General features: G+C 39.3%; 22 protein-coding genes and 1 pseudogene. 2 read left to right on the top strand and 21 right to left on the bottom strand.

Features of this window, described 5'->3' with window-relative positions; genetic code table 11:
* The coding region (rlmD, locus tag EKB01_RS09235; RefSeq protein WP_109290299.1) for a 23S rRNA (uracil(1939)-C(5))-methyltransferase RlmD at positions 1-1,283 on the bottom strand (1,283 nt) is incomplete at its 3' end.
* 37 nt (positions 1,284-1,320) lie between these two features.
* On the opposite strand from rlmD, the gene recX reads away from it, so the two are divergent.
* Positions 1,321-2,097, top strand: coding sequence for a recombination regulator RecX (recX, locus tag EKB01_RS09230; protein ID WP_000705078.1), 777 nt, complete (start codon positions 1,321-1,323; stop codon positions 2,095-2,097).
* An 88-nt stretch (positions 2,098-2,185) separates the two neighbouring features.
* Positions 2,186-2,719, top strand: coding sequence for a DUF402 domain-containing protein (locus EKB01_RS09225; protein WP_000775318.1), 534 nt, complete (start codon positions 2,186-2,188; stop codon positions 2,717-2,719).
* A gap of 70 nt (positions 2,720-2,789) precedes the next feature.
* On the opposite strand, the gene EKB01_RS09220 is transcribed toward EKB01_RS09225, so the two are convergent.
* The 20 genes and pseudogenes from EKB01_RS09220 to EKB01_RS09125 all read right to left on the bottom strand — a co-directional run bounded on the left by EKB01_RS09220 (position 2,790) and on the right by EKB01_RS09125 (position 24,328).
* Complete coding sequence (locus EKB01_RS09220) at positions 2,790-3,557, bottom strand: epoxyqueuosine reductase QueH (RefSeq protein WP_033583681.1); 768 nt, start codon at positions 3,555-3,557, stop codon at positions 2,790-2,792.
* 125 nt (positions 3,558-3,682) lie between these two features.
* Positions 3,683-5,305 carry a chaperonin GroEL gene (groL, locus tag EKB01_RS09215; protein WP_167266715.1) on the bottom strand — a complete coding sequence of 541 codons (1,623 nt, stop codon included), beginning with the start codon at positions 5,303-5,305 and terminating at the stop codon, positions 3,683-3,685.
* A gap of 15 nt (positions 5,306-5,320) precedes the next feature.
* The gene (gene groES, locus EKB01_RS09210) at positions 5,321-5,605 is read right to left on the bottom strand and encodes a co-chaperone GroES (protein ID WP_000917326.1); all 285 of its coding nucleotides are present in this window, start codon (positions 5,603-5,605) and stop codon (positions 5,321-5,323) included.
* A gap of 155 nt (positions 5,606-5,760) precedes the next feature.
* Positions 5,761-6,156: a single-stranded DNA-binding protein gene (locus EKB01_RS09205; RefSeq protein WP_000282442.1), complete on the bottom strand. Its 396-nt coding sequence runs from the start codon at positions 6,154-6,156 to the stop codon at positions 5,761-5,763.
* A gap of 77 nt (positions 6,157-6,233) precedes the next feature.
* Positions 6,234-6,995, bottom strand: a complete 762-nt coding sequence (locus EKB01_RS09200) for an SDR family NAD(P)-dependent oxidoreductase (RefSeq protein ID WP_109290301.1) — start codon at positions 6,993-6,995, stop codon at positions 6,234-6,236.
* Positions 6,996-7,036: 41 nt separating this feature from the next.
* Positions 7,037-7,663: a YtpR family tRNA-binding protein gene (gene ytpR, locus EKB01_RS09195; RefSeq protein ID WP_167266710.1), complete on the bottom strand. Its 627-nt coding sequence runs from the start codon at positions 7,661-7,663 to the stop codon at positions 7,037-7,039.
* Between the two features lie 15 nt (positions 7,664-7,678).
* Positions 7,679-7,996 carry a thioredoxin family protein gene (locus tag EKB01_RS09190; RefSeq protein ID WP_167266705.1) on the bottom strand — a complete coding sequence of 106 codons (318 nt, stop codon included), beginning with the start codon at positions 7,994-7,996 and terminating at the stop codon, positions 7,679-7,681.
* The gene (locus tag EKB01_RS09185; protein ID WP_167266702.1) at positions 7,993-8,292 is read right to left on the bottom strand and encodes a DUF4651 domain-containing protein; all 300 of its coding nucleotides are present in this window, start codon (positions 8,290-8,292) and stop codon (positions 7,993-7,995) included. The genes EKB01_RS09190 and EKB01_RS09185 overlap by 4 nt, the downstream gene beginning before the upstream one ends.
* A 96-nt stretch (positions 8,293-8,388) precedes the next feature.
* Complete coding sequence (locus EKB01_RS09180; RefSeq protein WP_167266699.1) at positions 8,389-9,996, bottom strand: CTP synthase; 1,608 nt, start codon at positions 9,994-9,996, stop codon at positions 8,389-8,391.
* A gap of 317 nt (positions 9,997-10,313) precedes the next feature.
* Complete coding sequence (gene rpoE / locus EKB01_RS09175; RefSeq protein ID WP_000418421.1) at positions 10,314-10,904, bottom strand: DNA-directed RNA polymerase subunit delta; 591 nt, start codon at positions 10,902-10,904, stop codon at positions 10,314-10,316.
* Positions 10,905-11,089: 185 nt separating this feature from the next.
* On the bottom strand, positions 11,090-11,920 hold the full coding sequence (locus EKB01_RS09170; RefSeq protein ID WP_057489417.1) for a hypothetical protein: 831 nt from the start codon (positions 11,918-11,920) through the stop codon (positions 11,090-11,092).
* Position 11,921: 1 nt separating this feature from the next.
* The gene (locus EKB01_RS09165; protein ID WP_167266697.1) at positions 11,922-14,024 is read right to left on the bottom strand and encodes an ATP-binding protein; all 2,103 of its coding nucleotides are present in this window, start codon (positions 14,022-14,024) and stop codon (positions 11,922-11,924) included.
* A 9-nt stretch (positions 14,025-14,033) separates the two neighbouring features.
* The gene (locus tag EKB01_RS09160) at positions 14,034-15,215 is read right to left on the bottom strand and encodes a DNA cytosine methyltransferase (RefSeq protein WP_057489405.1); all 1,182 of its coding nucleotides are present in this window, start codon (positions 15,213-15,215) and stop codon (positions 14,034-14,036) included.
* Positions 15,216-15,302: 87 nt separating this feature from the next.
* Positions 15,303-17,954, bottom strand: coding sequence for a valine--tRNA ligase (locus tag EKB01_RS09155; RefSeq protein WP_167266694.1), 2,652 nt, complete (start codon positions 17,952-17,954; stop codon positions 15,303-15,305).
* A complete protein-coding gene (locus EKB01_RS09150; protein WP_084936670.1) occupies positions 17,947-19,530 on the bottom strand; it encodes a restriction endonuclease subunit S in 1,584 nt (527 codons plus the stop codon). The genes EKB01_RS09155 and EKB01_RS09150 overlap by 8 nt, the downstream gene beginning before the upstream one ends.
* Positions 19,523-20,533 (bottom strand): RhuM family protein, encoded by a 1,011-nt coding sequence (rhuM, locus tag EKB01_RS09145; protein WP_109290307.1) that lies wholly within the window; start codon positions 20,531-20,533, stop codon positions 19,523-19,525. The genes EKB01_RS09150 and rhuM overlap by 8 nt, the downstream gene beginning before the upstream one ends.
* Complete coding sequence (locus EKB01_RS09140) at positions 20,526-22,508, bottom strand: N-6 DNA methylase (protein ID WP_045618122.1); 1,983 nt, start codon at positions 22,506-22,508, stop codon at positions 20,526-20,528. The genes rhuM and EKB01_RS09140 overlap by 8 nt, the downstream gene beginning before the upstream one ends.
* A 19-nt stretch (positions 22,509-22,527) precedes the next feature.
* Positions 22,528-23,085 (bottom strand): GNAT family protein, encoded by a 558-nt coding sequence (locus tag EKB01_RS09135; RefSeq protein ID WP_109290308.1) that lies wholly within the window; start codon positions 23,083-23,085, stop codon positions 22,528-22,530.
* A pseudogene (locus EKB01_RS09130) lies at positions 23,063-23,650 on the bottom strand (flavin reductase family protein). The gene EKB01_RS09135 and the pseudogene EKB01_RS09130 overlap by 23 nt, the downstream one beginning before the upstream one ends.
* A gap of 282 nt (positions 23,651-23,932) precedes the next feature.
* Positions 23,933-24,328 (bottom strand): helix-hairpin-helix domain-containing protein, encoded by a 396-nt coding sequence (locus EKB01_RS09125; protein ID WP_109290310.1) that lies wholly within the window; start codon positions 24,326-24,328, stop codon positions 23,933-23,935.
* Positions 24,329-24,507 lie beyond the last annotated feature (179 nt).

Genomic DNA, 24,507 nt, shown 5'->3' with positions numbered 1-24,507 from the left:
TACTGGAGATCATAGACTTTTACCAGTTTAACTAAATCTCGTGCCAAGGTCGAAACATTGCAGGATACATAGACCATCTTTTCTGGGACATAGGTCAGGATGGTATCCAACAGCTTATCATCTAAGCCTGTACGAGGAGGGTCAACTATCAATGCATCCGCTCGGTAGCCTTCTTTATACCAGCGTGGAATAATCTCTTCTGCTGTCCCCGCTTCGTAATGGGTATTGTCAAATCCCATTTTTTGAGCATTTCGCTTAGCATCTTCTATGGCTTCTGGAATAATATCCATCCCTCTGAGACTCTTGACCTTATTTGCGAAGGCAAATCCGATTGTCCCAACACCGCAATATGCATCAATCAGATGATCCTCTTCGCTGACATCCAGAGCCTTAACTGCTTCACTATAGAGAATTTCTGTCTGCTCAGGATTAAGCTGATAAAAAGCTCGGGGCGAGAGAGAAAACTCATAGTCAAGTACTCCTTCTTGAATACTCTCTTGGCCCCAGATAATTTCCGTCTTTTCACCATAGATTTCACTTGTTTTTGCTGTATTTGTATTGACTGCAACTGTGACGACTTCTGGAAAATCCTTGACTAGGTCTTTGACTAGTTGATTCAAATTTAGCTGGCGATTCGTGACGATGATTATCTGGACTTGTCCTGTTTTTCTTGCTCGACGTACCATGATGGTGCGAACGCCGAGCGTTTTTCTCTCATCGGTGATGGGGATTTGATGGTAAGTAAGAAGTTCAGCTAGGCGATTCGCAATTGTCTGGGTTTCCTTATCTTGCACCAAGCAGTCTTTCAACTCTACGAGGTAATGAGAGTTTTGCGCATACAAACCTGCCTTGACCTGATTTTTAAATTTTCGAGTCTGGAATTGAAGCTTAGCACGGTAGTACTTTGGTTCCTGCATTCCGATAGTTGGACGGATTTCATAGTTTTCATATCCTGCAGGAGCAAATTTTTTCAGGGCTTGATGGAGCAGATCCGTTTTAAACTCTAACTGTTTATCATAGTGGAGGTGCATGATTTGGCAACCACCACATTCATTATAAATGGTACAAGCTGGCACGACTCGAAATTTAGACTTCTTATTAACCTTTAGCAATTTGGCTTCGACAAAGTTACGTTTAATAGAAGTAATCTGACAATAGATATCTTCTCCTTTGAGGGCGCCAGGCACAAAAACGAGGGTTTTCTGGTAGAAACCGATTCCCTCACCATTGATACCCATCCGCTTGATTTTTAAAGGTATTTTTTGTTTGACTTTCAGATTCATACCCCTATCTTATCACATTTTAAGGTATAATAGAACTATGAAAATCACAAAACTTGAAAAGAAAAAACGCCTCTACCTGATGGAGCTAGATCATCAGCAAACCTCTTATATCACGGAAGATACTATTGTCCGTTTTATGCTGTCTCGAGATAAGGTCATTAGCAAAGAGGAACTGACCAAGATACAGGGCTTTGCTCAGTTTTCTTATGGTAAGAACCTCGCTCTCTACCATTTATCCTTCAAGGCTCGTACTGAAAAGGAAGTGAGAGAGTATCTGAAAAAGTATGATATTGATGAAACAATCACTAGTCAGGTTATCGCTAACCTTAAAGAAGACAACTGGATAAATGATCGTCAGTATGTCTACTCTATTATCAACGCAAATCAACTTTCTGGAGATAAGGGACCTTATGTGCTAGCTCAAAAACTGTCTCAAAAAGGGATTGTCAAATCAACGATTGAAGAGGTTTTAAAGGATTTTGATTTTTCAGAGGTTGCTCAACGTGTGGCGGAGAAACTTCTTAAAAAATACATGGGAAAGCTTCCCGCTCGTGCCTTGCAGGATAAGATCATTCAAAGCTTGACGAACAAAGGCTTCTCCTATTCTGATGCTAAAAATGCTTTTGATGACTTGGATAGTCAAGTCGGCCAAGAAACGACTCAAGAACTCATTTTTAAAGAGCTAGACAAACAATATGCTAAGTATGCTCGAAAGTATGAAGGATACGAACTTAAACAGCGTTTAACCCAAGTTTTAGCCCGAAAAGGCTATGATTTTTCGGATATAGCCAGCGCTCTCAGAGAATATCTTTAACATTTTCGTGTAAAATTCAAAAAAAATAGACCGATTTATGATATAATAGTAAACGATAAACTTATAAATTGTAGAAAGTTGGTTAGTTATGAAACTTCCAAAAGAAGGCGACTTTATTACAATTCAAAGTTATAAGCATGATGGGAGTCTTCACCGTACTTGGCGAGACACCATGGTACTAAAAACAACAGAGAACGCCATTATCGGCGTCAACGACCACACACTAGTTACCGAAAGTGACGGTCGTCGTTGGGTGACTCGAGAACCGGCTATTGTTTACTTTCACAAAAAATATTGGTTTAATATCATTGCTATGATTCGCGATAATGGGATTTCCTACTATTGCAATATGGCTAGTCCCTACTATCTAGATGAGGAAGCCCTGAAATACATTGACTATGATTTGGATGTCAAGGTCTTCACTGATGGTGAAAAGCGTCTCTTGGACGTTGAAGAGTATGAGCGCCATAAACGCAAAATGAAGTATTCTGATGATTTAGACTATATTTTGAAAGAGCATGTTAAAATCCTTGTTGATTGGATCAACAATGGACGCGGTCCTTTCTCAGAGGCCTATGTCAACATTTGGTACAAACGCTACATAGAACTAAAGAATCGGTAAAGTTGTCAAGCCGGGGTGAGAGCCCTGGTTTTTTTATTTGAAAAACCCAGCTTTTCGACTGGGTTGATTTCTATATATCTAATTTAGTCACAGTAAACTTGATGTGGGAATAGTCTTTTTCAACATCCTTATCCAACAAGAAAGCCGTGGCATCCTTCTTAACCTGAACAAGGTCAATGTTCTGAGCTTGAGCCGCATAGACGCATCCACAATAACATTGACGATAGATATCATACTCCTCGCACATCTCCACCGAGCGCTTATAGCCTTGATTTTTCTTGAAATCACTTGGAAGATAGTGGGTGGTATAAATCTTTTGCACATCGATTCCGATGCTGTTGATGGTTTGAGAGTTCTTATGGGGACTGATGGTCAAAGCTGAACCAAAGTAGTCAAAGCCCAAGTCCATAGCTACCTGTGCTGTTTTATCCAAACGGTAATCAAAACAAACCTTGCAACGATCGCCACCTTCGGGTTCTTCTTCCAGTCCTCTGACTAACTTCCGGTATTCATTGGGTTCATAAGGCGCTTCTAAATAGTGGACCGTATTTCCTGTCCTCTCATTGAAATCACTGACAAATTTCTTGGTGACGTAAGCTCGCTTGTGGTATTCTGCCTTGGGATGGATATTGGAATTGGCAAAATAGATAGTCACATCAGCGTATTTTGTCAGGTATTCTAGGGTGTAGGTACTACAAGGAGCACAGCAAACATGCATGAGAATAGTGGGACGTTCCTCATTTTTTTCCCAAACCTGAACCATTTTCTGCATGACACGGTCATAATTAATCTTCTGATTGGGATTCATCTTGCTCAGAATTTCTTCTACATCGATCATGTTCTTCTCCTTTTTCTAGTCTTATTTTATCATATAAGTTAGGAGAGCTCAATCCAATTTAGAAGTGATTATCATAAAAAGAAGGGATATGTATTCCCTTCTTTTGTGTTTTTTATAAGTTACTTTTACATCATCCCGCCCATCATGCTTGGATCCATTGTTGGAGCTGGGGCTGCTGGTTCCGGTTTATTGGCTACGACTGCTTCTGTTGTCAAAATCAAGCTGGCTACAGAGGCTGCATTTTGAAGGGCTGAACGGCTCACTTTAACTGGGTCGATGATTCCTTCTTCAATCATGTTGACCCATTCGCCAGTTGCTGCGTTGAAGCCTGTACCAACTTCAGCATTTTTCAAACGGTCAATAACAATAGAACCTTCGAATCCTGCATTGTGGGCAATTTGACGAACAGGTTCTTCCAAGGCACGGAGAACAATATTACGTCCTGTTGCTTCATCTCCTGTCAATTCCAAATCAGCTACGGCTGGGATGACATTTACAAGAGCTGTTCCACCACCTGCAACGATTCCTTCTTCCACGGCTGCACGAGTAGCGTTGAGGGCATCTTCAATGCGGAGTTTCATTTCTTTCAACTCAGTTTCAGTTGCAGCTCCGACCTTGATGACTGCGACACCACCTGACAATTTTGCCAAGCGTTCTTGCAATTTTTCACGGTCAAATTCAGAAGTTGTAGTTTCAATTTGAGACTTGATAATCGCAACACGGTGAGAAATAGCTTCAGGATTTCCAGCACCTTCTACGATAACCGTGCTATCTTTGTCCACAGTTACTCTCGCTGCTTGACCTAGCGCCTCAATAGTAGCGTCTTTCAACTCAAGACCAAGATCTTCTGTGATGACTGTTCCACCTGTCAAGATAGCGATGTCTTCTAACATAGCCTTACGGCGGTCACCAAATCCAGGAGCCTTGACAGCTACGACATTGAAGGTTCCGCGAATCTTGTTCAATACAAGAGTCGGAAGAGCTTCGCCATCTACATCATCCGCAATAATCAAGAGTGGACGATTGCTTTGAAGAATGCTTTCTAGAAGTGGCAAGATTTCTTGGATATTTGAAATCTTCTTATCAGTAATCAAAATGTATGGATTTTCAAGATCAGCCACCATTTTTTCGCTATCTGTCACCATGTACTGCGATAGGTAACCGCGGTCGAACTGCATTCCTTCAACAACTTCAAGTTCTGTTTCCATACCACGTGATTCTTCAATAGTGATGACACCATCTTTACCAACTTTTTCCATGGCTTCAGAAATGTATTCACCGACTTTCTCAGAACGAGAAGATACGGCAGCAACCTGAGCGATGGCTTCTTTATTAGCAACTGGAATGGCATTGTTTTTCAAGGCTTCTACAGCTGCGGCAACTGCTGCTTCAATCCCACGACGAATGCCGATTGGATTAGCACCTGCTGTGACGTTTTTGATTCCTTCGCGGACGATTGCTTGAGTCAAAACAGTTGCAGTTGTTGTTCCGTCACCTGCAATATCATTTGTTTTTGAAGCTACTTCTGATACCAATTTGGCACCCATATTTTCAAAATGGTCTTCTAATTCAATTTCTTTGGCAATAGTAACACCGTCATTGGTAATCAATGGTGAGCCAAATGATTTTTCAAGAACGACATTACGACCCTTTGGTCCTAAGGTTACTTTAACTGTGTCCGCTAGGATATCGACACCACGGACCATCGCTGAACGAGCATCAGATGAAAATTTAATTTCTTTTGACATACTTACTTTCTCCTTCTATTCTTCAATGATTGCCAAGATGTTGGCTTCGCCTACGATAATGTACTTTTCATCGCCATCTTTGACATCAATACCTGCATGAGCTTCAACTAAGACACGGTCCCCAGGCTTAACGCTTGGAGCAACCAAGTCACCATTCAAGGTACGAACACCTTGTCCAGTAGCTACAACTTGGGCTGTTTTTGTTTTTTCTTGGGCTGAGCCTGCAAGGACAAAGCCTCCAACAGTTTGTTCTTTTTCTTCGATTTTCAAGACCACACGGTCTCCTAATGGTTTCAACATCTGTTTTCCTCCATGATAAACTACATATTATTAGCACTCTTTATATCTGAGTGCTAATTTATAGTTCTATTGTATCACTTGGTCAGAAATAGTCAAGAAAAAAGTCTGACTTTGGCAAGATAAAAAGCCTGAGACAAACTCAGACTTTTTAATGCTTAAAATGGCAATTCTTCCTCTTCCAAGACTAGGTCTGCTAAGTCTTGACCTGCGTTATTTTCACGCATGGCACGTTGGGCGCGGCTTTCCAAGAGTTGGAATCCTGTAACAAGAACTTCGGTCACATAGTTCATCTGGCCATTTTTCTCGAAGCGACGGGTACGCAATTCTCCATCAACGGAAATGAGACTGCCTTTGGTTGCGTAGCTTGCCAAAGTTTCTGCTAGTCTGCCCCATAGGACCATATTTACAAAATCGGCTTCACGTTCACCGTTTTGGTCTTTGTAACGACGGTTCACAGCGATAGTTGCTCGCGCCACTGACTTGTCATTGTTGGTTTTGTGCAATTCTGGTGTAGACGTTAAACGTCCAATAAGAATAACTTTATTATACATATTTTCTTCCTCCTACTTATCTATTCGCAGGAAATCAAAAAAAGTTACAGAAATTTGTAACTTTTCGAAGAAATTTTTTATTTTTTATGAACCATGAAACCTGTCGCCTGTTGATTGGCCATAATAGTCATATCTGTAATCTGCACACGACGGGGTTGACTGGTCACATAGGCAACAGTGTCTGCGATGTCTTGTGCCTGCAAGGCTTCGATCCCCTGATAAACCGTCGCAGCACGCTCTTTGTCACCGTGGAAACGTACCGCAGAAAAATCTGTTTCGACAATTCCTGGCTGAATAGTAGTTACCTTGATATCTGTTGCAATGGTATCAATTCGCAAACCATCTGAAAAAGTCTTGACAGCAGCCTTGGTGGCTGAGTAAACAGCTGCCCCAGCATAGGCATAGATTCCTGCGGTCGATCCCATATTGATAATATGACCTTGATTGGCTGCTACCATAGAAGGCAAGAAACAGCGAGTGACTGCCATCAACCCCTTGACATTGGTATCCAACATGGTCAGCATGTCCAACTCTTCATAGTCTTGATAGGGAGCCAAGCCAAGAGCTAGTCCAGCGTTATTGACCAAGATATCAATCTGCCCTATCGTTTCCAGAATATCGGAGCAGACAGTCTTGACCATGGTCATATCCGTGACATCCAGTGGAAATGTCCAAACTGTTTGATTAGGAAAAATTTCTGCAAACTCTGACTTGAGGGTATCTAGTCTGTCTGTCCGTCGCCCTGTTAGAACGACATTCTCCCCCTGCTCTAGATAAGCACGCGCAATCGCTTCACCGATTCCTGAGGTCGCTCCTGTAATTACTACATTTTTTGCCATCTTTTCCCCCTCTATCTGGTCTATCAAATACTGACAATTTCCTAGGCAGTCCAGTGTTTGGCTGGGTCAAATGGAGTTCCGATAACTTGGTCTTCTGATAATTCAATAATCCCACGTTTTTGTGGAGCATTTGGTAGATGCAATTCACGAGGGCTACACATCATGCCAAAACTCTTCTCACCACGAAGTTCGCCTGGGAAAATGAGATTTCCTTTTGGCATCATTGCTCCAGGAAGAGCTACAATGGTTTTCAGGCCAAGACGCGCATTGGGAGCCCCTGCAACGATTTGCACTGTCTTGTCACTTGCAACTGCAACTTGGCAGATGTTAAGGTGGTCACTATCTGGGTGAGCGACCATCTCGACAATCTCACCAACAACAAACTTAGGTTCCTTGTCATTGACAATTTCTTCTGTAAAACCTTCCGCCTGCAACTCTTGGTTCAAACGAGCGACTTGCTCATCTGTCAAAAAGACTTGACCGCGCTCTGCAATTTCAAACAAACTTGAAACTTCGAAAATATTCCAAGCTACTGTTTCCCCATTTTCTTTGAGGAAAACACGGGCTACCTTGCCTTTTCGCTCCACGTCCAACTTGGCATCTCCGCTGTTTTTCACGATGATCATAAGGACATCGCCGACATGCTCTTTATTATATGTAAAAATCATTCTTTCCTTTTTCTCCTATTTCAGTTCTGCTAAAAAGTTGTTAATTTCTTCCTTACTTTTACGGTCACGATTGACAAAACGACCGATTTCCTTGTCCTTTTCTAGCACAACAAGGCTAGGGATTCCATAAACATCCCAAAGTTTGGCCAAATCTATATATTGGTCTCGGTCTACTCGAATAAAGGTGAACTCTGGATTAGTTTTCTCGATTTCTGGCAAGGCAGGATAGATATAACGACAATCACCACACCAGTCTGCCACAAAAAGGAAGACTTTCTTGCCATCTTTTTCTACTAAAGATGCCAATTCTTCTAAACTTGCAGGTTGTATCATAAGACTTCCTCCTCATAGACTAGGCCTTCATTTTCATAGACAAAGGTATAGTGACGGCCATCCTCGAAAACGACTCCTCCGACCAGTCGCTCTAGGCTACTCTCGTAGACTTGAACATAGAGAGTCGCAATCTCACCCATATCTGAGAAAAGTTCGCGCACGATAGCTGTCAACTCTTCCTGAGTCTTCATGAGTTTGTGGTTATCTGCTGCTTTTTTGGCACCCAAAGCGAGGGCACTTAGACCAGCCACAGTCAAGCCAGTCATCCATAATTTCTTAGCTTTCATACCATTCATTGTAACACAAAAAGGGCTCTAGGACAAATAGGGAAGCCGCATACGAGCAAGGCAATTGAAAAATCTCTGAGATTGCTCTCAGAGATTAGAAGATAACTAGTTACTATTTTCAACCGCTGCAGTGACAAAGGCAGTGTAGAGTTCTTCTGGACGATTTGGACGGCTGGAAAGTTCAGGGTGATACTGACAAGCCACAAAGAATTTATTTTCAGGAATCTCCACAATTTCTACCAAACGATTGTCTGGAGAAACTCCTGAGAAGACAAAGCCTGCTGCCTCAAACTGCTCACGGAAGGCGTTGTTAAACTCATAACGGTGACGATGACGGCGTTGCACCACTTCTTGATTATGATAAGCAGCCGCTGCTTTAGAACCACGTTTTAACTTAGACGGATAAAGTCCCAAACGAAGGGTGCCACCCATATCCTCAACATCAACCTGATCACGCATGATATCAATGATAGGATATTTTGTTTCTGGTGCAAGTTCTGCAGAATTGGCACCTTCAAGACCCAAAACGTGGCGAGCAAACTCGATACAAGTCAACTGCATTCCCAAGCAGACTCCCAACATTGGAACGTCATTCTCACGCGCATAACGGATGGCTTGGATTTTCCCTTCCGTACCACGTTGGCCAAAACCGCCTGGTACGATGATTCCGTCCGCATCCGACAAGAGCTCTGCTACATTCTCTGCCGTCACATCATTGGCATTGATCCAATTAATCTTCACTTCTGCGTCGTTGGCATACCCAGAGTGTTTCAAGGCTTCGACCACTGAGATGTAGGCATCTTGCAACTCCACATACTTACCGACAAGGGAAATTTTAACTTGTTTTTTGAGGTTCATGACCTTGTCCACCATGGCTGACCATTCTGTCATATCCGCTTCTGGTGCATCTAATTTCAAGTGGTCACAAACAATCTGGTCCATACCTTGTGCCTGCAAGTTCAATGGAATTTGGTAAAGGTGTTCAACGTCCAAAGACTCGATAACAGCTTCTGGAGCCACGTCACAAAACTGAGCTAGCTTGTTTTTAATACCTTGACCAGCTGGTTTTTCTGTACGAATGACCAACATATTTGGCTGGATTCCCAAACCACGCAATTCTTTTACAGAATGCTGAGTTGGCTTGGTCTTCATCTCACCAGCAGCCTTGAGATAAGGAAGCAAGGTTGTATGGATGTACATGACATTATCTGCCCCCACATCTGCCTTCATCTGACGAAGGGCCTCTAGGAATGGCAAGGACTCGATATCCCCAACGGTTCCACCAACCTCTGTGATAATGACATCAGAGTCGGTCGTTACAGCGGCACGCTTGATTTTTTCCTTCAAAGCATCTGTGATATGAGGAATAACCTGAACAGTTGCCCCAAGGTATTCTCCACGGCGCTCCTTACGAAGAACTTCACTGTAAATTTTCCCAGTTGTCACGTTGGAATATTTGTTGAGATTGATATCGATGAAACGTTCATAGTGACCCAAGTCCAAATCTGTCTCAGCCCCATCATCTGTCACAAAGACTTCCCCATGCTGGTAAGGACTCATGGTTCCCGGATCGATATTGATATAAGGGTCAAACTTCTGAATAGTCACTTTTAGACCACGATTTTTCAAGAGACGCCCCAGACTTGCTGCGACAATCCCTTTCCCAATAGACGACACCACACCACCAGTTACAAAAATATATTTCGTAGACATAGATTCCTCTTTCTAAAATGCTCAAGGCCTTGTTAACTACGAGGGGAGATAGAAAACAAGACCCTTATGAATAACGACTCTTCAAGAAAACTTCCTGAAAAACAAAAATAGCTCCCTAGTAACTAGGGAGCCCCGACCTCTAAAAGAGGTGCCCGAACAATATAATACCTTAAAGCAGAACATTTGTCAACCCGAATCGGTAAAAGATGAAAAAAGGAGATTGTTTTCAGAAAACCAACTAAAGATTCGCATCCAAACGGACAACACGCTCAAGCAACAAAAAAAAGGAGATCTTACGATCTCCTCTGTGAAGTCTTTTACTCTTCTTCACTCGTTTCAGCGTCATCGTCAGAAAACTCGTCGTCTTCTTCGTTGAGATCCACGTCTTCACCCAAGTCATCAGGGGCGATTTCGTTGATTTCTGCATCGTAAGCTTCCACTTCATTTTTCTCATCATCTGGATTTTCATCATCGTATGAAAGAGCTGGGTCTGCTTCGTATGCATCTTCGTCTTCTGGATCATCCGCATTGTAGTCAATAGCATCTGAATCACCATCCATAAAGGCATTGACGCGTTTTTTCTTAGTTTTTGGTGCTACTTCATCGTCGTCACTTTCTTCAAGAGCGATGATTTCTTCGTCAATTTCGTCCACACCATACCATGAACGAAGACCCCATTTGTTATCTCCAAGAGAGATGAAGCTACCGTCAAAGTTCAACTCTGTGTAGAACAAAGGCAAGGCTTCACGAATATCGCTGTTTGATGTTCCAAGGTAGTTTTGAATTTCGTTTACAAGATCGCTAAAATGCATCTCATGATCGCGACCACGAAGTTCCAAGATAGCACGCGCTACCTCAATCATAGATAGTTCACTTTTTTCTTGCCCAGCAAATACTTCTAATTCCAAAGCGTTTCTCCTCATTTTTACTACTATCGCCAGAGCGAACAGACTCTGACCTCATTTTATCATGTACTCTTTATTGTACGATAATTTTGCGGAATAGTCAAAGGTTAAATGGGGGAAAGTGATTCATATTACTCCTAAATAAATCGTAAGAGTATTTTTTAGAACAGTTATCTTATTTTTTAAAATTAGTAGTAAGTTTTATTCAAAAATTCCATTATATCTTTTTTCAAAGATACTAAGTTACGACGTTCTTCATCCAAGTTGCTTTCCATAATTTTTATAGAGGAATCTTTAAGTGAACAAATATAGTATCCTTCCTCGGATGTAAACCCTTCTTCCACATGTGCAAGGGCATTTCTTTTATCAATTAGATCGGACCATCTTTGTTTTAAAGACTCATACTTTCTTTTTTTATCAGATGTCAAGTTAGGTCTACTTAGTCTGACCTTTTCTCTAAAAAATCTATCAAAATTTTCTCTATAAGAATCATTTTCTGGAGTTACTTCTAGTTTTTCCCGTAATAAATGTTCGATTTCTGCATTTTCACACATAAATCTACCACGAAGCGCATTTAATTCATCCCAGCGACAAAGAATAACATTAATTGCATCTTCAAAATGTTTTTCTTCTAAACTATCAGAAACAGAAAAGAAAGTGAAATTTGAAAAAATATCTAGATTCTTTTGTTGTAGAATATTAATAACATCTGATTTTATAGTGTTATAGTCATTATTAGAATATAAAATAACAAATTGTTTGAAGCCATTCTTATATCTTATTTCCTCTAGGTAATTCAAACCAGTTTCAGATGAATCTAAGTTAAAATCTGAAATAAAGAAGTCATATCTTTTAATAGAGTCCAACTCTATTTTTGCTTCTCCAAATGTTCTAAGTTCAACAATTCGAGCCTCATAACCTTTGTCACCTAAGATTTCTTCTACAAGCTCTCTTCTATTGCTATGTGCATCTGATAGTAAATCATCCTCTAACCACAGAATATTTATTTCTTGTCTCAATTTAAACCTCACTAAACTTAATTTGAAAATCAACAACGTTATTTTTTAGTTGCTGAACTGATATCTCCCAATTAAAATCTTTACAAATTTGTTGGCAGATATACATACCTAACCCTGTGCCTCTTCTTTTTGAGGTTACTCCAATGTTAAATATATTTTCAATAGGTTCAATATCAATAGGTCCTGTATCTGAAGTAAAGTGCATGATTTTATTATCCTCATCAAAGAAAATATGTATATCTTTTGCATTACGATCTTGAGCATTAATTATTAAATTATCAAGTAAAGTACCAAAATCATAAACATTGATGCTTTGATATAGTTCTCCAATTCCCAAGCTAACCTTTAATTTCACTGTATCATCGATGAGATTATCAACATAGCTTTTTAAGTATGACTTCAATTCTATATTTTCAAGATTACTAAAAGATTCAAAATTTAATCGTAGTATTTGTTTTTTTATTGATGATAGTTTATCAGATGTTCTTCTAATTTTATAGATTGAGTCTGAAAATTTTTGATACTCTTCTGGTGTCATAAGCCGAATCATTTTCTGTAAAGTGGCTGTTAGTTCTTTACCAGCTTTTCCTAATTCGTGAAAAAGCATATCTTGACGTGCTGGTTTTTCATTTAAGATTATTTTTTCCTTAATCTCGATTTCATTTTTTAATCTACTATTCTCTTTATAAATTCTTTGTTTTTCTTTTTTTACTTCTTGATTCTCTTTTCTTAACTCAACAGCAGCCTGTTTTAAATTCTTTTGAATTTCTTTTTTTTCCGATGAGCTTGTATTCACATCGTCGAGAAGTTCGAATTTCTTTTCTAATGGTTGTGCTATTTTTGGAAGTTCATAAACTTTTGGTGCTACAGTAAACTTATATTTTTTAAATCTTTGAATTAGCTTTTGGATGGCATCAGTATCATCAGTTTCAATCTCATCAATATCACTACTACCGAAATTTATCAATTGCGCATAGGACTCTAAAGGTCTGTGAACAAATTCCATATACACTTTTTCAAGTTCTATAGTATAAGAATTAGTGACAAATCCTCTATCACGTGATGTAACTTCATTAAAATGATTTTCAGAATCTATTATGTTAATCCAACCTAGCAATTCCCTATGTCCTAGATATCGATTATAACCTTGTGTCTTACGTAAGTTTAAACCAAAAGCATCAAAATCAACCTCTCCATATGGAAAAATCCTAAAATTATTCTTATACAAGAAAATAGAACCATAATCTTTTGGTGTCGTTTTCATTATTCTTGTAAAATTGTTCTTTGCTGCCGTACTTAAATAATAAATTTTGAAGTAAATATCTTTTAAAATTGTATTATTCTCAATTTTAAAAGAGTAAATTATCTTTTCTTGATCGTATAGAGTGATACTAATTTCCTTTTCTTTTATTTCACACTCAATATAAATTGTTTTTTTATCTAATACCGAAGCAACATTATTACTAATATACTCATCCTCCTCAGCAATTCCTGAGGAGGATGAAATATACTTAACATTAATTTTTATTTTACCATCATCCACAAATGGATTTACAAGTCTTTGAAGCGCCGATATAACCTTATTAACTCTATTTAAGTCCCATGTCTCTCTTAATTTAGAGATGGTTAAGATAGTCCCTGATTTTTGAATAAAACTATCTTCTACTACATCTAAGCTAGTATATGTGACATCTAACTCTTCAAATTTTGTTAGAGAATCCTTTTCGAATTCACCCCAATCAATTTTTAATTCACTAACTTCATCATCTTTATGACTAATAAGTTTAAGCTTAGTTCCCAATCTATCACAAGAAAAACGACCTATTCCTTTGGATCCAGCATATACCTTATCACTATCTTTTTTTTCTGAATGAGCAACGAACAACCATTTATTTTCAATATCATTACGATTCATTCCCTTACCGTTATCTTGAATGATAATGTAATTTTCATAACTATTTATAATAAGATTTATTTCGGTTGCATCAGCATCATAACCATTTTTTACCAACTCGAAGATAGCTACTAATTCATTTGTAATTAGGTCTTTACCAATTATATCCTTTAAACCCGAACTGACTTTAAAGTGTAATTTTTCTTCCATCTTAACTCCTTATTCAGAGATTTTCAAAATAACTTCTCCAACTTGTTCTGCAAACAAAGGCGGTACTGCGTTAGCGACTTGAGTATATCGAGGAACATCCATTTTTCGTCGTTCACCACCTGTAGTATACGGTCCTTTGAATTCATAATCGTCTGGAAAACTTTGGATTCTAGCGTGTTCTCTAACTGTCATTATTCTAGGTTCATCATAATGTATATAATCATCTGGAATAGAAGTAATCGTATTACAAATTGAATTTTTCTTTAAAGGAGTTACTCCACGCTTCTTTAAACCTTCAACCAGATTCATAGACGGTGTAATTCGTATACTTTTTTCGGAAGCAGTCATTAAACGTTTAAATACATCTATTGTTGCACTTTTATGTTTCGCGAATCGATGACTATCGGGGAATGCGCCTCGTTCAATGTTATTTCTCATTAATTTTTGATATGCTGAAGTTGCTCGACCATACTTCCCATTTTTAAATGCCTTAGTGTCTTTACTATCAACTTCTCCATGACTTTTTTTCAAGTCATTAATAGCTTGAGAAATTGTAATTGGTATTTTTAGTCCTCTATCCCTCAAAAAACAATCTTTATTTTTCAATAATTCGTCAAAAAATATCTCATAGGCCCCATTTTTTGATGCAAATAGAATGAACCGTTTCCTATTTTGAGGAACACCGTATTCTGACATAGTAACAATTTTATATTCTAAGTTATATCCTAATTCATGTAATTCCGAAACAAGAATATCAGAATATTTTTGTTTATCCTTATGATCCTTAAACCCTACAGTAAATCCTTGAACATTTTCAAAAAATAACATAGTAGGTTGAACTAATTTGATAAACTCAATATACGAATGCATTAATTGATTTCTGATATCATTATTTTTTCTCTTTCCAGCCATGGAAAATCCTTGACATGGTGGACCACCTACAACTAAATCAACAGAACCGTTTAATTCAGCAAGTTCCTTACTATGAACTTCTAGAAGTTCATTTATATCCCAATTTTTCATTTCAAGCCAATTCGGCCATGAAAAATGATTTTTTCTTTCAATTAAATTGTATTTTAAAGTACTAAAAGCATCCTTATTTTTTTCAACTGCAAATATTCCATGCAACCCAGCATTATAAAGCCCTAAAGATAAACCACCGGAACCTGCAAATAAATCTATATATCTCATGAATTCTCTTTCAGTCATTAAAATTTATTATTACAATTTTATCACAAATTAAAGTAAAAAACACGGTTCATCACCGTGTTTCTATATTTATTTAACGAGTTTCTTCATCTCATCAATACGTGCGACGGTCGCGTCGTACTTGGCTTGGTAGTCGGCTTGTTTGTCGCGTTCTTTTTGGACGACTTCTGGTTTGGCATTGGCTACGAAGCGTTCGTTAGAGAGCTTCTTACCAACCATGTCCAGTTCTTTTTGCCATTTAGCCAGTTCCTTGTCGAGACGAGCCAGTTCTTCTTCGACATTGAGGAGGTCAGCGAGTGGCAGGTAGATTTCTGCTCCTGTGATGACGCTTGACATAGCGAGTTCAGGTGCAGGGATGTTTGATGCGATTTCCAAGTGTTCTGGATTTGTGAAGCGTTTGATGTAGTTGACATTGCTGTTAAAGAAGGCTTCCAAGTCGCTATCGCTTGTCTTAACAAGGATAGTGATTGGCTTACTTGGTGCTACGTTTACTTCCGCACGCGCATTCCGAACGGCACGAATCAAGTCTTTGAGGCTTTCCACACCAGTGTGGGCTGCAAGGTCTTCAAAGGCTGGGTTGACAGTTGGGTATTCTGCTGTAACGATAGAACCTTCTGAGATTTGTCCAAAGATTTCCTCTGTCACGAATGGCATAATTGGGTGAAGGAGACGAAGGATCTTGTCCAAAGTGTAAAGGAGAACAGAACGTGTAATGACTTTCTCTTCTTCGTTATCGCTATAAAGGACTTCCTTGGTCAACTCAACGTACCAGTCCGCAAACTCGTCCCAGATAAAGTTGTAGAGGATGTGTCCAGCCACACCAAACTCAAACTTATCAAAGTTTTCAGTGACTTTTCCGATTGTTTCGTTGAGGTTGTGGAGGATCCAGCTGTCAGTGACATTTCCAGCTTCCTTGTTGACCACTTTTTCGACATTAGCAGTTGCTTGCTCAAGGGTCAAGCCTTCATTGTTCATGAGGATGTAGCGAGAGATGTTCCAGATCTTGTTAATGAAGTTCCATGAAGCATCCATTTTCTCGTAAGAGAAGCGCACGTCTTGGCCTGGTGCAGAACCGTTTGAAAGGAACCAACGAAGGCTATCTGTTCCGTACTTATCAATAACATCCATTGGATCAATCCCGTTACCAAGAGATTTCGACATCTTGCGTCCTTGCTCATCACGAATGAGACCATGAATCAAGGCATTTTTGAATGGCGACTTGCCAGTAAATTCCAAACCTTGGAAAATCATCCGAGACACCCAGAACGGAATAATATCATAACCAGTCACCAAAGTTGATGTTGGGAAGTAACGTTTGAAGTCTTCTGAGTCGACATCAGGCCAGCCCATAGTAGAGAATGGCCAAAGGGCAGAGCTGAACCAAGTATCTAAGACGTCTTCGTCCTGAGTCCAACCGTCACCTTCTGGAGCTTCTTCGCCGACATATATTTCACCCTCAGCATTGTACCAAGCAGGGATTTGGTGACCCCACCAGAGCTGACGAGAGATGACCCAGTCGTGGACATTTTCCATCCATTGGAGGAAGGTATCGTTGAAACGAGGTGGGTAGAATTCTACCTTGTCCTCTGTATCTTGGTTGGCAATGGCATTCTTAGCCAATTGGTCCATCTTGACGAACCACTGCGTAGACAAGCGTGGTTCAACCACTACACCTGTACGCTCTGAGTGACCAACACTGTGGACACGTTTTTCGATTTTAACGAAGGCACCAATTTCTTCCAACTTGGCAACGACTGCCTTACGAGCTTCAAAACGGTCCATACCTGCAAACTCGAAGGCAAGCTCATTCATAGTTCCGTCGTCGTTCATGACGTTGACTTGCGGCAAGTTGTGACGTTGACCAACCAAGAAGTCGTTTGGATCGTGGGCAGGCGTGATTTTCACGACACCAGTACCAAACTCGGGATCTGCGTGCTCATCTCCAACGATTGGAATCAATTTATTAGCGATTGGAAGGATGACATTTTTACCAATCAAGTCCTTGTAGCGTGGGTCTTCTGGATTGACCGCAACGGCAACGTCCCCAAACATGGTCTCAGGACGAGTAGTCGCCACTTCAAGGGCGCGTGAGCCGTCTTCTAGCATGTAGTTCATGTGGTAGAAGGCACCTTCGACATCCTTGTGAATCACCTCGATATCAGAAAGGGCTGTGCGAGCTGCTGGATCCCAGTTGATGATAAATTCACCACGATAGATCCAACCTTTCTTGTAAAGGTCCACAAAGACCTTGCGAACGGCTTTTGACAAACCTTCGTCAAGGGTGAAACGCTCGCGAGAGTAGTCTACAGAAAGCCCCATCTTGCCCCATTGTTCCTTGATAGTCGTCGCATACTCGTCTTTCCATTCCCAGACTTTATCTAGAAATTTTTCACGACCGAGGTCATAACGACTAATGCCCTCACCACGCAAGCGCTCCTCAACCTTAGCCTGAGTGGCAATTCCAGCGTGGTCCATACCTGGAAGCCAAAGCGTATCAAAACCTTGCATGCGTTTTTGACGGATGATGATATCTTGCAAAGTTGTATCCCAAGCGTGACCCAGGTGGAGTTTCCCAGTTACGTTTGGTGGTGGAATGACGATTGAATAAGGCTTAGCCTTTTGATCGCCTGAAGGCTTGAAAACATCAGCATCAAGCCATTTTTGGTAACGACCAGCCTCAACCTCAGCTGGATTGTATTTAGGTGAAAGTTCTTTAGACATGTGTGTTCTCCTTGTTTAAGTAGTTCAATATCTTAAAAATTTGTTCTAATTCTTGTTTTTTCATATAAGAAGTCATATAGTCATAATCTGGCAATCCAGTTTTAGTAACTGGCAACATAATCTTTTGACGTTTCATGCGTTCGCCATTGAATTTATAACCATAGGCATACTTGATTTTTTGCGACAAAATCATTTGTTTCAAGAAAAGGTAGGTATATTTGTTTCCGTATATCTCGTCCTTCCATTTCAAACGTTTGACATCATCAGAAAAAATGGCTTCGTAGGGATGATAGAAATTTTCAACAACACTACCATTGTAATTTACACCGAGTACATTTGCATCAAGACTTTTATTTGTATTAGATACAAAAGCTGTAACTCCATTATCACTATCGCTAGCACCTACAAATGGTCTCAATCCAATTTCTTGATTTGCTTTTGTCAAACGAACGCCTGATTTAATCTCACAAATATCCTCAATCCAGAAATCTTTCCAAGAAATTTCACAAACTTTTTCTTCAAGAATGTTCTTCACTCTGATATATATATATATATATATATATTCGAGCACTTCTTGGGCTTTATCCAGTTCTAATTTTTTCACAAAGTCAGACATATATTGGAAATTAGGGTTACCTTCTTTATCAACTGGAAGAATGAGTTTTTCTCTTTTTATACGGGTGTCGTTAATCTCTCTGTTAAAAGAATATTTTTCTTCTAAGCGTTTAACAACGGTAGATAAAAATAGATAAGCGTATTTGTCTGCATTCTCAGACTTTAAAGCTGTTACGTGATCACTAGCCACAAACTCAAATTGCTGATAAAAAGTGGAACCGACACTTCCGCTATTGGCAAGAGTGAGGACATCTTCAAATTTCCGAACCCCTGTTTCATTTCCAATAAAGGCATCTACACCATTGTTTTCGGAAGTTGAGGAAATATAAGGTTTAGGACCATCTGTCTGATTAGCTTTTGTCAGACGTTTTCCTCTTTGAATTTCTTGAAAAACTTCAGTGAAACGAAATGTTTTCCATTCTACCTTGTCTAGTCCTGCCACATCTCCAGCTAGTTCAACCAATTTACGCTCATAATAATCAATGATTTTCTGAGCTTGTTGTTTCTGTTCTTGCTTGATGTAGTCTTCCATGAACTGCCAGTTCGGCTGACCTTGGAAATCGATAGGGAGCATAATAATTTGTTCTTTAATTCTCTCAGTAAATGCTTTTCTCCCAAAAGCATATTTGGACTTATTAGACATTATACTATTTGAAACAAATAATCCATTATGTTTATTGATATATTTATTATCTAAAATAGTTATTTCATCACTAGCTGTAAAGGTGTTTCCTGCATAGAAAGCATCGCAAAATGTAGTTACAATAATTTTATTCCTCATCACAAACAGTGGATTAGATATAAAATCAGTTACTCCATTATTTACTGAACTAGCTGAGTAATACGGGATACTCCCTTTTTTTCTGTTTTTTTCAATGTGGCGCTTACCTCTAGCTATTTCAAAAATATTCCCTATCTTAAACTCTCCCCACTCCACATCCGTCAATTTTAACTTACTCATCTTTGTCACCTGCCATTAGTTTTTTGATTTGCTTGTCAAAATCCGATACGATTTTCTGGGTACGGTTGAACTTCTCATATTCTTGACTGGCTTTCTCGTCTGCCTGTTTTTTCGAAATAGATCCTTTTCCTTCTAGAATTTCATATTCATTAAAAGAAAGGAAGCGGTCAATACTTTCCGCCAAAGATTGCATGGTAAAGGTATTACGGCGTTCAACCAAACCTTCAATATAGTCGAAGTAAGAGGTTACGGTACGCTCTAGTTGACGGATTTCGGTTTCTTGCAAATAATTCTTAGCAACTGTCACATCCGATTTCAGTACTCGACCATCTGGTGCATTCTTCCAAGTCGTTAATCCCATTTGTTTCTTATCAGCGTCTGCCTTATGATAAATAATCTCAGCAGCGGTATTACCTGTAATAGCAAAATGAAACTTGTTCTGCACCATAGCATAGAAATTCTTAGTGATTTCAGAGTTTCTATCGTAGTCAATAGCGCATTCCGCAAAAATATCGGTTATTTGCTGATAAATACGGCGTTCACTGGCACGGATTGAACGGATTCGCTCTAAGAGCTCACGGAAGTAATCTTTACCAAAGACCGTTTGTCCCTGTTTAAGACGCTCGTCATCAAGTACGAACCCCTTAATAATAAATTCTTTTAAGGTATTCGTTGCCCAAATTCGAAATTGTGTCGCCTTAGTTGAATTGACGCGATAACCAACTGATATAATGGAATCAAGATTGTAATACTCTAATTCGCGCTGAACCGCTCTACTACCCTCTTTTTGAACTGTTCGAAATTTTCGAACAGTTGCCAGCTTGTCTAACTCGCCATCACTATAAATATTTGATAAATGGTGACTAACCGTTGATTTAGAAACTCCGAACAAGTCAGAAATCTCTTTTTGTGTCAACCAAAGATTTTCATCTTGTAATAGAATATCTAAATTAACATCACCATTAGGTGTCGTATATAGGACAAAATTAGAAATTTCATTCATAATCGTCACCTTTTTCCGCTACCATCGGAAGTTCCTCAATATCGGTAATTTCTTGGTAATTCTCTTTCTCTTCTATTCCGAAAAGATAACCTCGTCCATGAGTAATCATATTGACTTCAAAAGTTAGATAATCTGCAATGGTCTTTTGAAAATCTTCCTCAGAAGGAATTTCATCATTAAAGTAATAGAAAGAGTGGAGCCACTCATCATCAGCTTCAATCGTTGTTTGAACACAGAACTTAGTTTCTGCTTCAGTGCGATCAAACCAGACATCAAGCAAGTGTTGTTTTTTATCTTTAGCCGTAGCTGTTTCAACTAGACCGATGTGTTTAGAGACTTCAAAACCATCATTTTCAAAGTTGATAAATTTGCATTCTTTTTCCGGACGATGCGGTATACCAGCTGTAAATACTGCAATACAAGGGTTTGTTCCCACGCCATAAAAGGTATTTTTATTAAGTGTAATAACACCTTCTAAAGTATGGTGTTTTAAAATATTTTGTTTAGTTTCTTTTTCAAACTTGGTCTTCCCTGTAAAGGTGGACTGAGGAACGATGACAACCGCCTTAGCACCTTCAACTAAAGAATTTAACAGGTGTTCTGTAAAGTTGATTTCATACAAATCTGTATTGGCTGTCGAACCCATTGAATATGGCGGATTCATCATACCAACGTTGCATTGTTTTAGCTGAAGCTTACTAGGATTTTGGCGTAGAAAGTCTTGGTTTTCAAGGTTACTTTTCCCATCACCTCGTAATATCATATTCGTCGTAGCAATTGTAAACATATAAGATTGTTCTTCAATCCCGAAGAGCTGATGTTTCCGAATTTGGTCACGTTGAGAATCATTTTCTGCTTTTGTTAACATATCATGCATAGCAGCGATTAGGAAGCCTGCTGTACCGCAAGTCGGATCAAAAACCTTATCCGTCGGTTTCAAATCAACCAAATCACAAAACAGTTCCGTGATATGCTTTGGTGTTAAAACAATGCCTAAGTTCTGGCCATCTCCTCCAGAGTAAGACATGAATTCTCCGTAAAAACGACCTAGATAATCTTCAGCAGAACTGTTATATCTTAAACTTTGATAAATACTCTTATAAAGAAATTCTGTGAAATGTTTGATAGGTGTTTTACCTAGATTAGCATTTTTTTCATTAATTTTCACATCGTCTCTGATGATAGCAAACTGACTAAGTAGTTTATCTTTTTTTACTTCAGGAGACACATTAGCGCGCTGAAGGTTAGACTTGATGGCAGTATAAATCTTTGAGCCGTCTGTTTTTACAGTATCTCCAGTTAAACTTTCCAGAGAGAAGTTTCCATGCTCCGTTTCTCTCAATGCTAACAGAATTCCTGAAACAATCAGAGGTTTGTTCTTTTCCTCAATATTGCCGTAATTTCTCAAATCATTGTGTAAAGTCGCGGCATCTTTTAAAATTTCAGCAGTTTCTTTTTCAAAATTGGTTTCTTCTTGAAGAATCTCTTTTACGTAATACTCATCAATATTATCTATTGAAAAGGAAATAAGGGTCTCAATATCCGCAAGTTCAAAATATTCACCACGTTCATTTACAAAAACAGGAGTAATGCGATGTTTTTTTTCATTGCCACTAATTCCAACAGCAATGATTTTTTTGTAACTAACCTTATCTGCTAAATGTTTAGCATAAAAGACCGCTCCGTTTACTGCATAGTCTGTATTTGATTTGACATCATCAGCAATCAAATCATCATCTGTATAATTGATATGTTTTGATAATCCAGGTTTATCTTCAATAATGATTAAGAAGTCTTTAACAATTCCAACGTATTCTGGGAAGCCTGAATTTCCAGTCCCTTTTTTCGAAGCAGTCTTCAGTGCTTCATTAATCTCTTTAACATTACTTCCCTGCGCATCAAAATTTTCACGGATTCCTGCTTCTTTTAAAAGTTCATGAACCCATAAATCAGTATTTACTTCTTTTTTTGCCATTATTCATCTCTTTTCATTACTAAATTTCCCACTCACTCCTCAGCAAGCCATATATCAGACTGTCACAGCGATTTCCTTGGGCATCTTTGCGGTCTCTTATGCGAGCTTCGAGGGTAAAGCCAAGCTTCTCTGCAACTCGTTGACTTTGAAGGTTATACCCAAAGCAAGTCAGTTCAATCTTGTGAATATCAAGTTCTTTAAAAGCTAGGTCAATCAAGGCACGTGCCGCCTCTGGAACATAACCTAGACCCCAATAGTCTGGGTGCAAGGTATAGCCAATTTCCAGCACATCGTCTTCGTGTCGATGGTTGAAATCAACAGAGCCGATGATTGTATCAGTTCCTTTGACCACAATGCCGTAACCAGCTGGGAGATTGTCCTTTTCATTGCGCTCGGGAAGAATGTACTCCAGATAATAAATCTCATCTTCCAAGGTCTTGACGGGCGGAAAGCCTGCTGGATAGGAGACTTCTGGCCGACTGGCATAGTCAAAGATATCCTCGGCATCAGCAACGGTGCGGACTCGCAAGACCAGTCGCTCCGTTTCGATTCGCTCAGGTAATGTTACTCTTGCCATCCTTCCTCCTCGCTTTCTTGATGAAGTTCCCCATAGGGTCGACACGATCATCTAAATAACGATAAACGCGCTGGTAGCCGTCCCCCATAAAGTAAGTTGGCGAAAAACGGTCATTTTTAAAATGCCCCTTGTCATCTAAGAGCTCAGGATCAGCAAGTCGCTCGATAATCTTAGCAAAGATATGGCAGATGCCGTCTTCATCGATAATCCTATCTACCTGACAGTCCAATACGACTGGACAGACCTTTAAAATCGGTGCCTGAGTCCGTTCAGAAATCTCGTAGTCAAGCCCCAAGTGTCCCAACTTTTCTCGGTGGCTAATAAAACCAGCCTGCTCCATTTCGAGCATGAGGTTTTCATCAGGTATGTTCACCGTGAACTGTTGATAATGCTTGATTTGCTTAGCTGCATTTTCCTCAGCGCCGACACCGATGACTAGTCAATCTCCTAGGCTATAAGAGGAACTGCAGGTCGTAATATTGTGACCAAAGTTCTGGTCCTGATAGCCTAAAATAAAGATAGGAAAACCATAGTAGAGCTTACTGGTTTTAAAGGATTGCTTCATGAAAACCTCCTTTGACTAAGACGCAAAAAAAAGCCCCTGCCATATCCATGACAGGGACGAATGTGTTTATCCGCGGTACCACCCAATTTCGGGCAGAGCCCGCAACTCTCGTCTTTAAAACAAAAAGACACTTTTATTTCAATTTTTCATCCATTAGCAACCAGTTTCGACACATTTGTGGACTTCTCAACACCGCCACTTTCTGTAAAATGTGGAACTCAAAACACCTCTAATGGCTTTATTTTAACAAGTTTTTGACGGAAATGCAAGGGGCAAGAAAGATTACTTGAACTTGATGCCGTTTTCTTTTAATTTCTTGATGGTAGCTGGACCGATTCCTTTTAAGGCAAGGAGTTCTTTTTCTGTCCAATTTTTGAAATCAGCAGCAGACTTGATTCCTTCATCGTAGAAAGTCTTGGCACGGTCGACTGAAAGTCCACCTAGGTTGGATGCGAATTCTTCTACAGAGCTTGTAACTTTTTGAGCTTGCTCTTTAGTTGCTTCTACTGCTTGTTCCACTTTTTTAGAGACAACTTTCCCTGCTTCGCTAGCAGATTTTTCTGCATGTTTCACAACTTTTTTTGTTTCTTCGACAACCTTGGTCACCGTACTTGAAAATGCACCTGAACGACGAAGGCTGTTTCGTAATTGTTTTTTCCGTTGGAGTTTCTTTGACATGATAAAATCCTTTCAATAAAAAATCCCTGTTCTGACAAGGATTTAATAAAGATATTCTATCAAGATTTTGGGAAAAAATCAAGAAAGGAAACGAGATTGCTCCTAAAAATCTAGCCGTTTTTTCTTTCAATCTAATTTGACAATGATTCAACTTCTTGATAAAACATGCAGTAATGTGC

The organism is Streptococcus sp. CCUG 71758 (genome assembly GCF_011714815.1).
Classification (GTDB): Bacteria; Bacillota; Bacilli; order Lactobacillales; family Streptococcaceae; genus Streptococcus; species Streptococcus halitosis.
Note: the sequence above shows the minus strand (reverse complement) of the source record. Positions and strands in the feature narration are given on the sequence as shown.

Coding starts and splice junctions, on each gene's coding strand:
- recX (WP_000705078.1), top strand. CDS start 1,321: ATGAAAATCACAAAACTTGAAAAGAAAAAACGCCTCTACCTGATGGAG.
- EKB01_RS09225 (WP_000775318.1), top strand. CDS start 2,186: ATGAAACTTCCAAAAGAAGGCGACTTTATTACAATTCAAAGTTATAAG.
- EKB01_RS09220 (WP_033583681.1), bottom strand. CDS start 3,557: ATGATCGATGTAGAAGAAATTCTGAGCAAGATGAATCCCAATCAGAAG.
- groL (WP_167266715.1), bottom strand. CDS start 5,305: ATGTCAAAAGAAATTAAATTTTCATCTGATGCTCGTTCAGCGATGGTC.
- groES (WP_000917326.1), bottom strand. CDS start 5,605: ATGTTGAAACCATTAGGAGACCGTGTGGTCTTGAAAATCGAAGAAAAA.
- EKB01_RS09205 (WP_000282442.1), bottom strand. CDS start 6,156: ATGTATAATAAAGTTATTCTTATTGGACGTTTAACGTCTACACCAGAA.
- EKB01_RS09200 (WP_109290301.1), bottom strand. CDS start 6,995: ATGGCAAAAAATGTAGTAATTACAGGAGCGACCTCAGGAATCGGTGAA.
- ytpR (WP_167266710.1), bottom strand. CDS start 7,663: ATGATTTTTACATATAATAAAGAGCATGTCGGCGATGTCCTTATGATC.
- EKB01_RS09190 (WP_167266705.1), bottom strand. CDS start 7,996: ATGATACAACCTGCAAGTTTAGAAGAATTGGCATCTTTAGTAGAAAAA.
- EKB01_RS09185 (WP_167266702.1), bottom strand. CDS start 8,292: ATGAATGGTATGAAAGCTAAGAAATTATGGATGACTGGCTTGACTGTG.
- EKB01_RS09180 (WP_167266699.1), bottom strand. CDS start 9,996: ATGTCTACGAAATATATTTTTGTAACTGGTGGTGTGGTGTCGTCTATT.
- EKB01_RS09165 (WP_167266697.1), bottom strand. CDS start 14,024: ATGGAAGAAAAATTACACTTTAAAGTCAGTTCGGGTTTAAAGGATATA.
- EKB01_RS09160 (WP_057489405.1), bottom strand. CDS start 15,215: ATGAGATATATAGATTTATTTGCAGGTTCCGGTGGTTTATCTTTAGGG.
- EKB01_RS09155 (WP_167266694.1), bottom strand. CDS start 17,954: ATGTCTAAAGAACTTTCACCTAAATACAATCCAGCTGAGGTTGAGGCT.
- EKB01_RS09150 (WP_084936670.1), bottom strand. CDS start 19,530: ATGAGTAAGTTAAAATTGACGGATGTGGAGTGGGGAGAGTTTAAGATA.
- rhuM (WP_109290307.1), bottom strand. CDS start 20,533: ATGAATGAAATTTCTAATTTTGTCCTATATACGACACCTAATGGTGAT.
- EKB01_RS09140 (WP_045618122.1), bottom strand. CDS start 22,508: ATGGCAAAAAAAGAAGTAAATACTGATTTATGGGTTCATGAACTTTTA.
- EKB01_RS09135 (WP_109290308.1), bottom strand. CDS start 23,085: ATGGCAAGAGTAACATTACCTGAGCGAATCGAAACGGAGCGACTGGTC.
- EKB01_RS09125 (WP_109290310.1), bottom strand. CDS start 24,328: ATGTCAAAGAAACTCCAACGGAAAAAACAATTACGAAACAGCCTTCGT.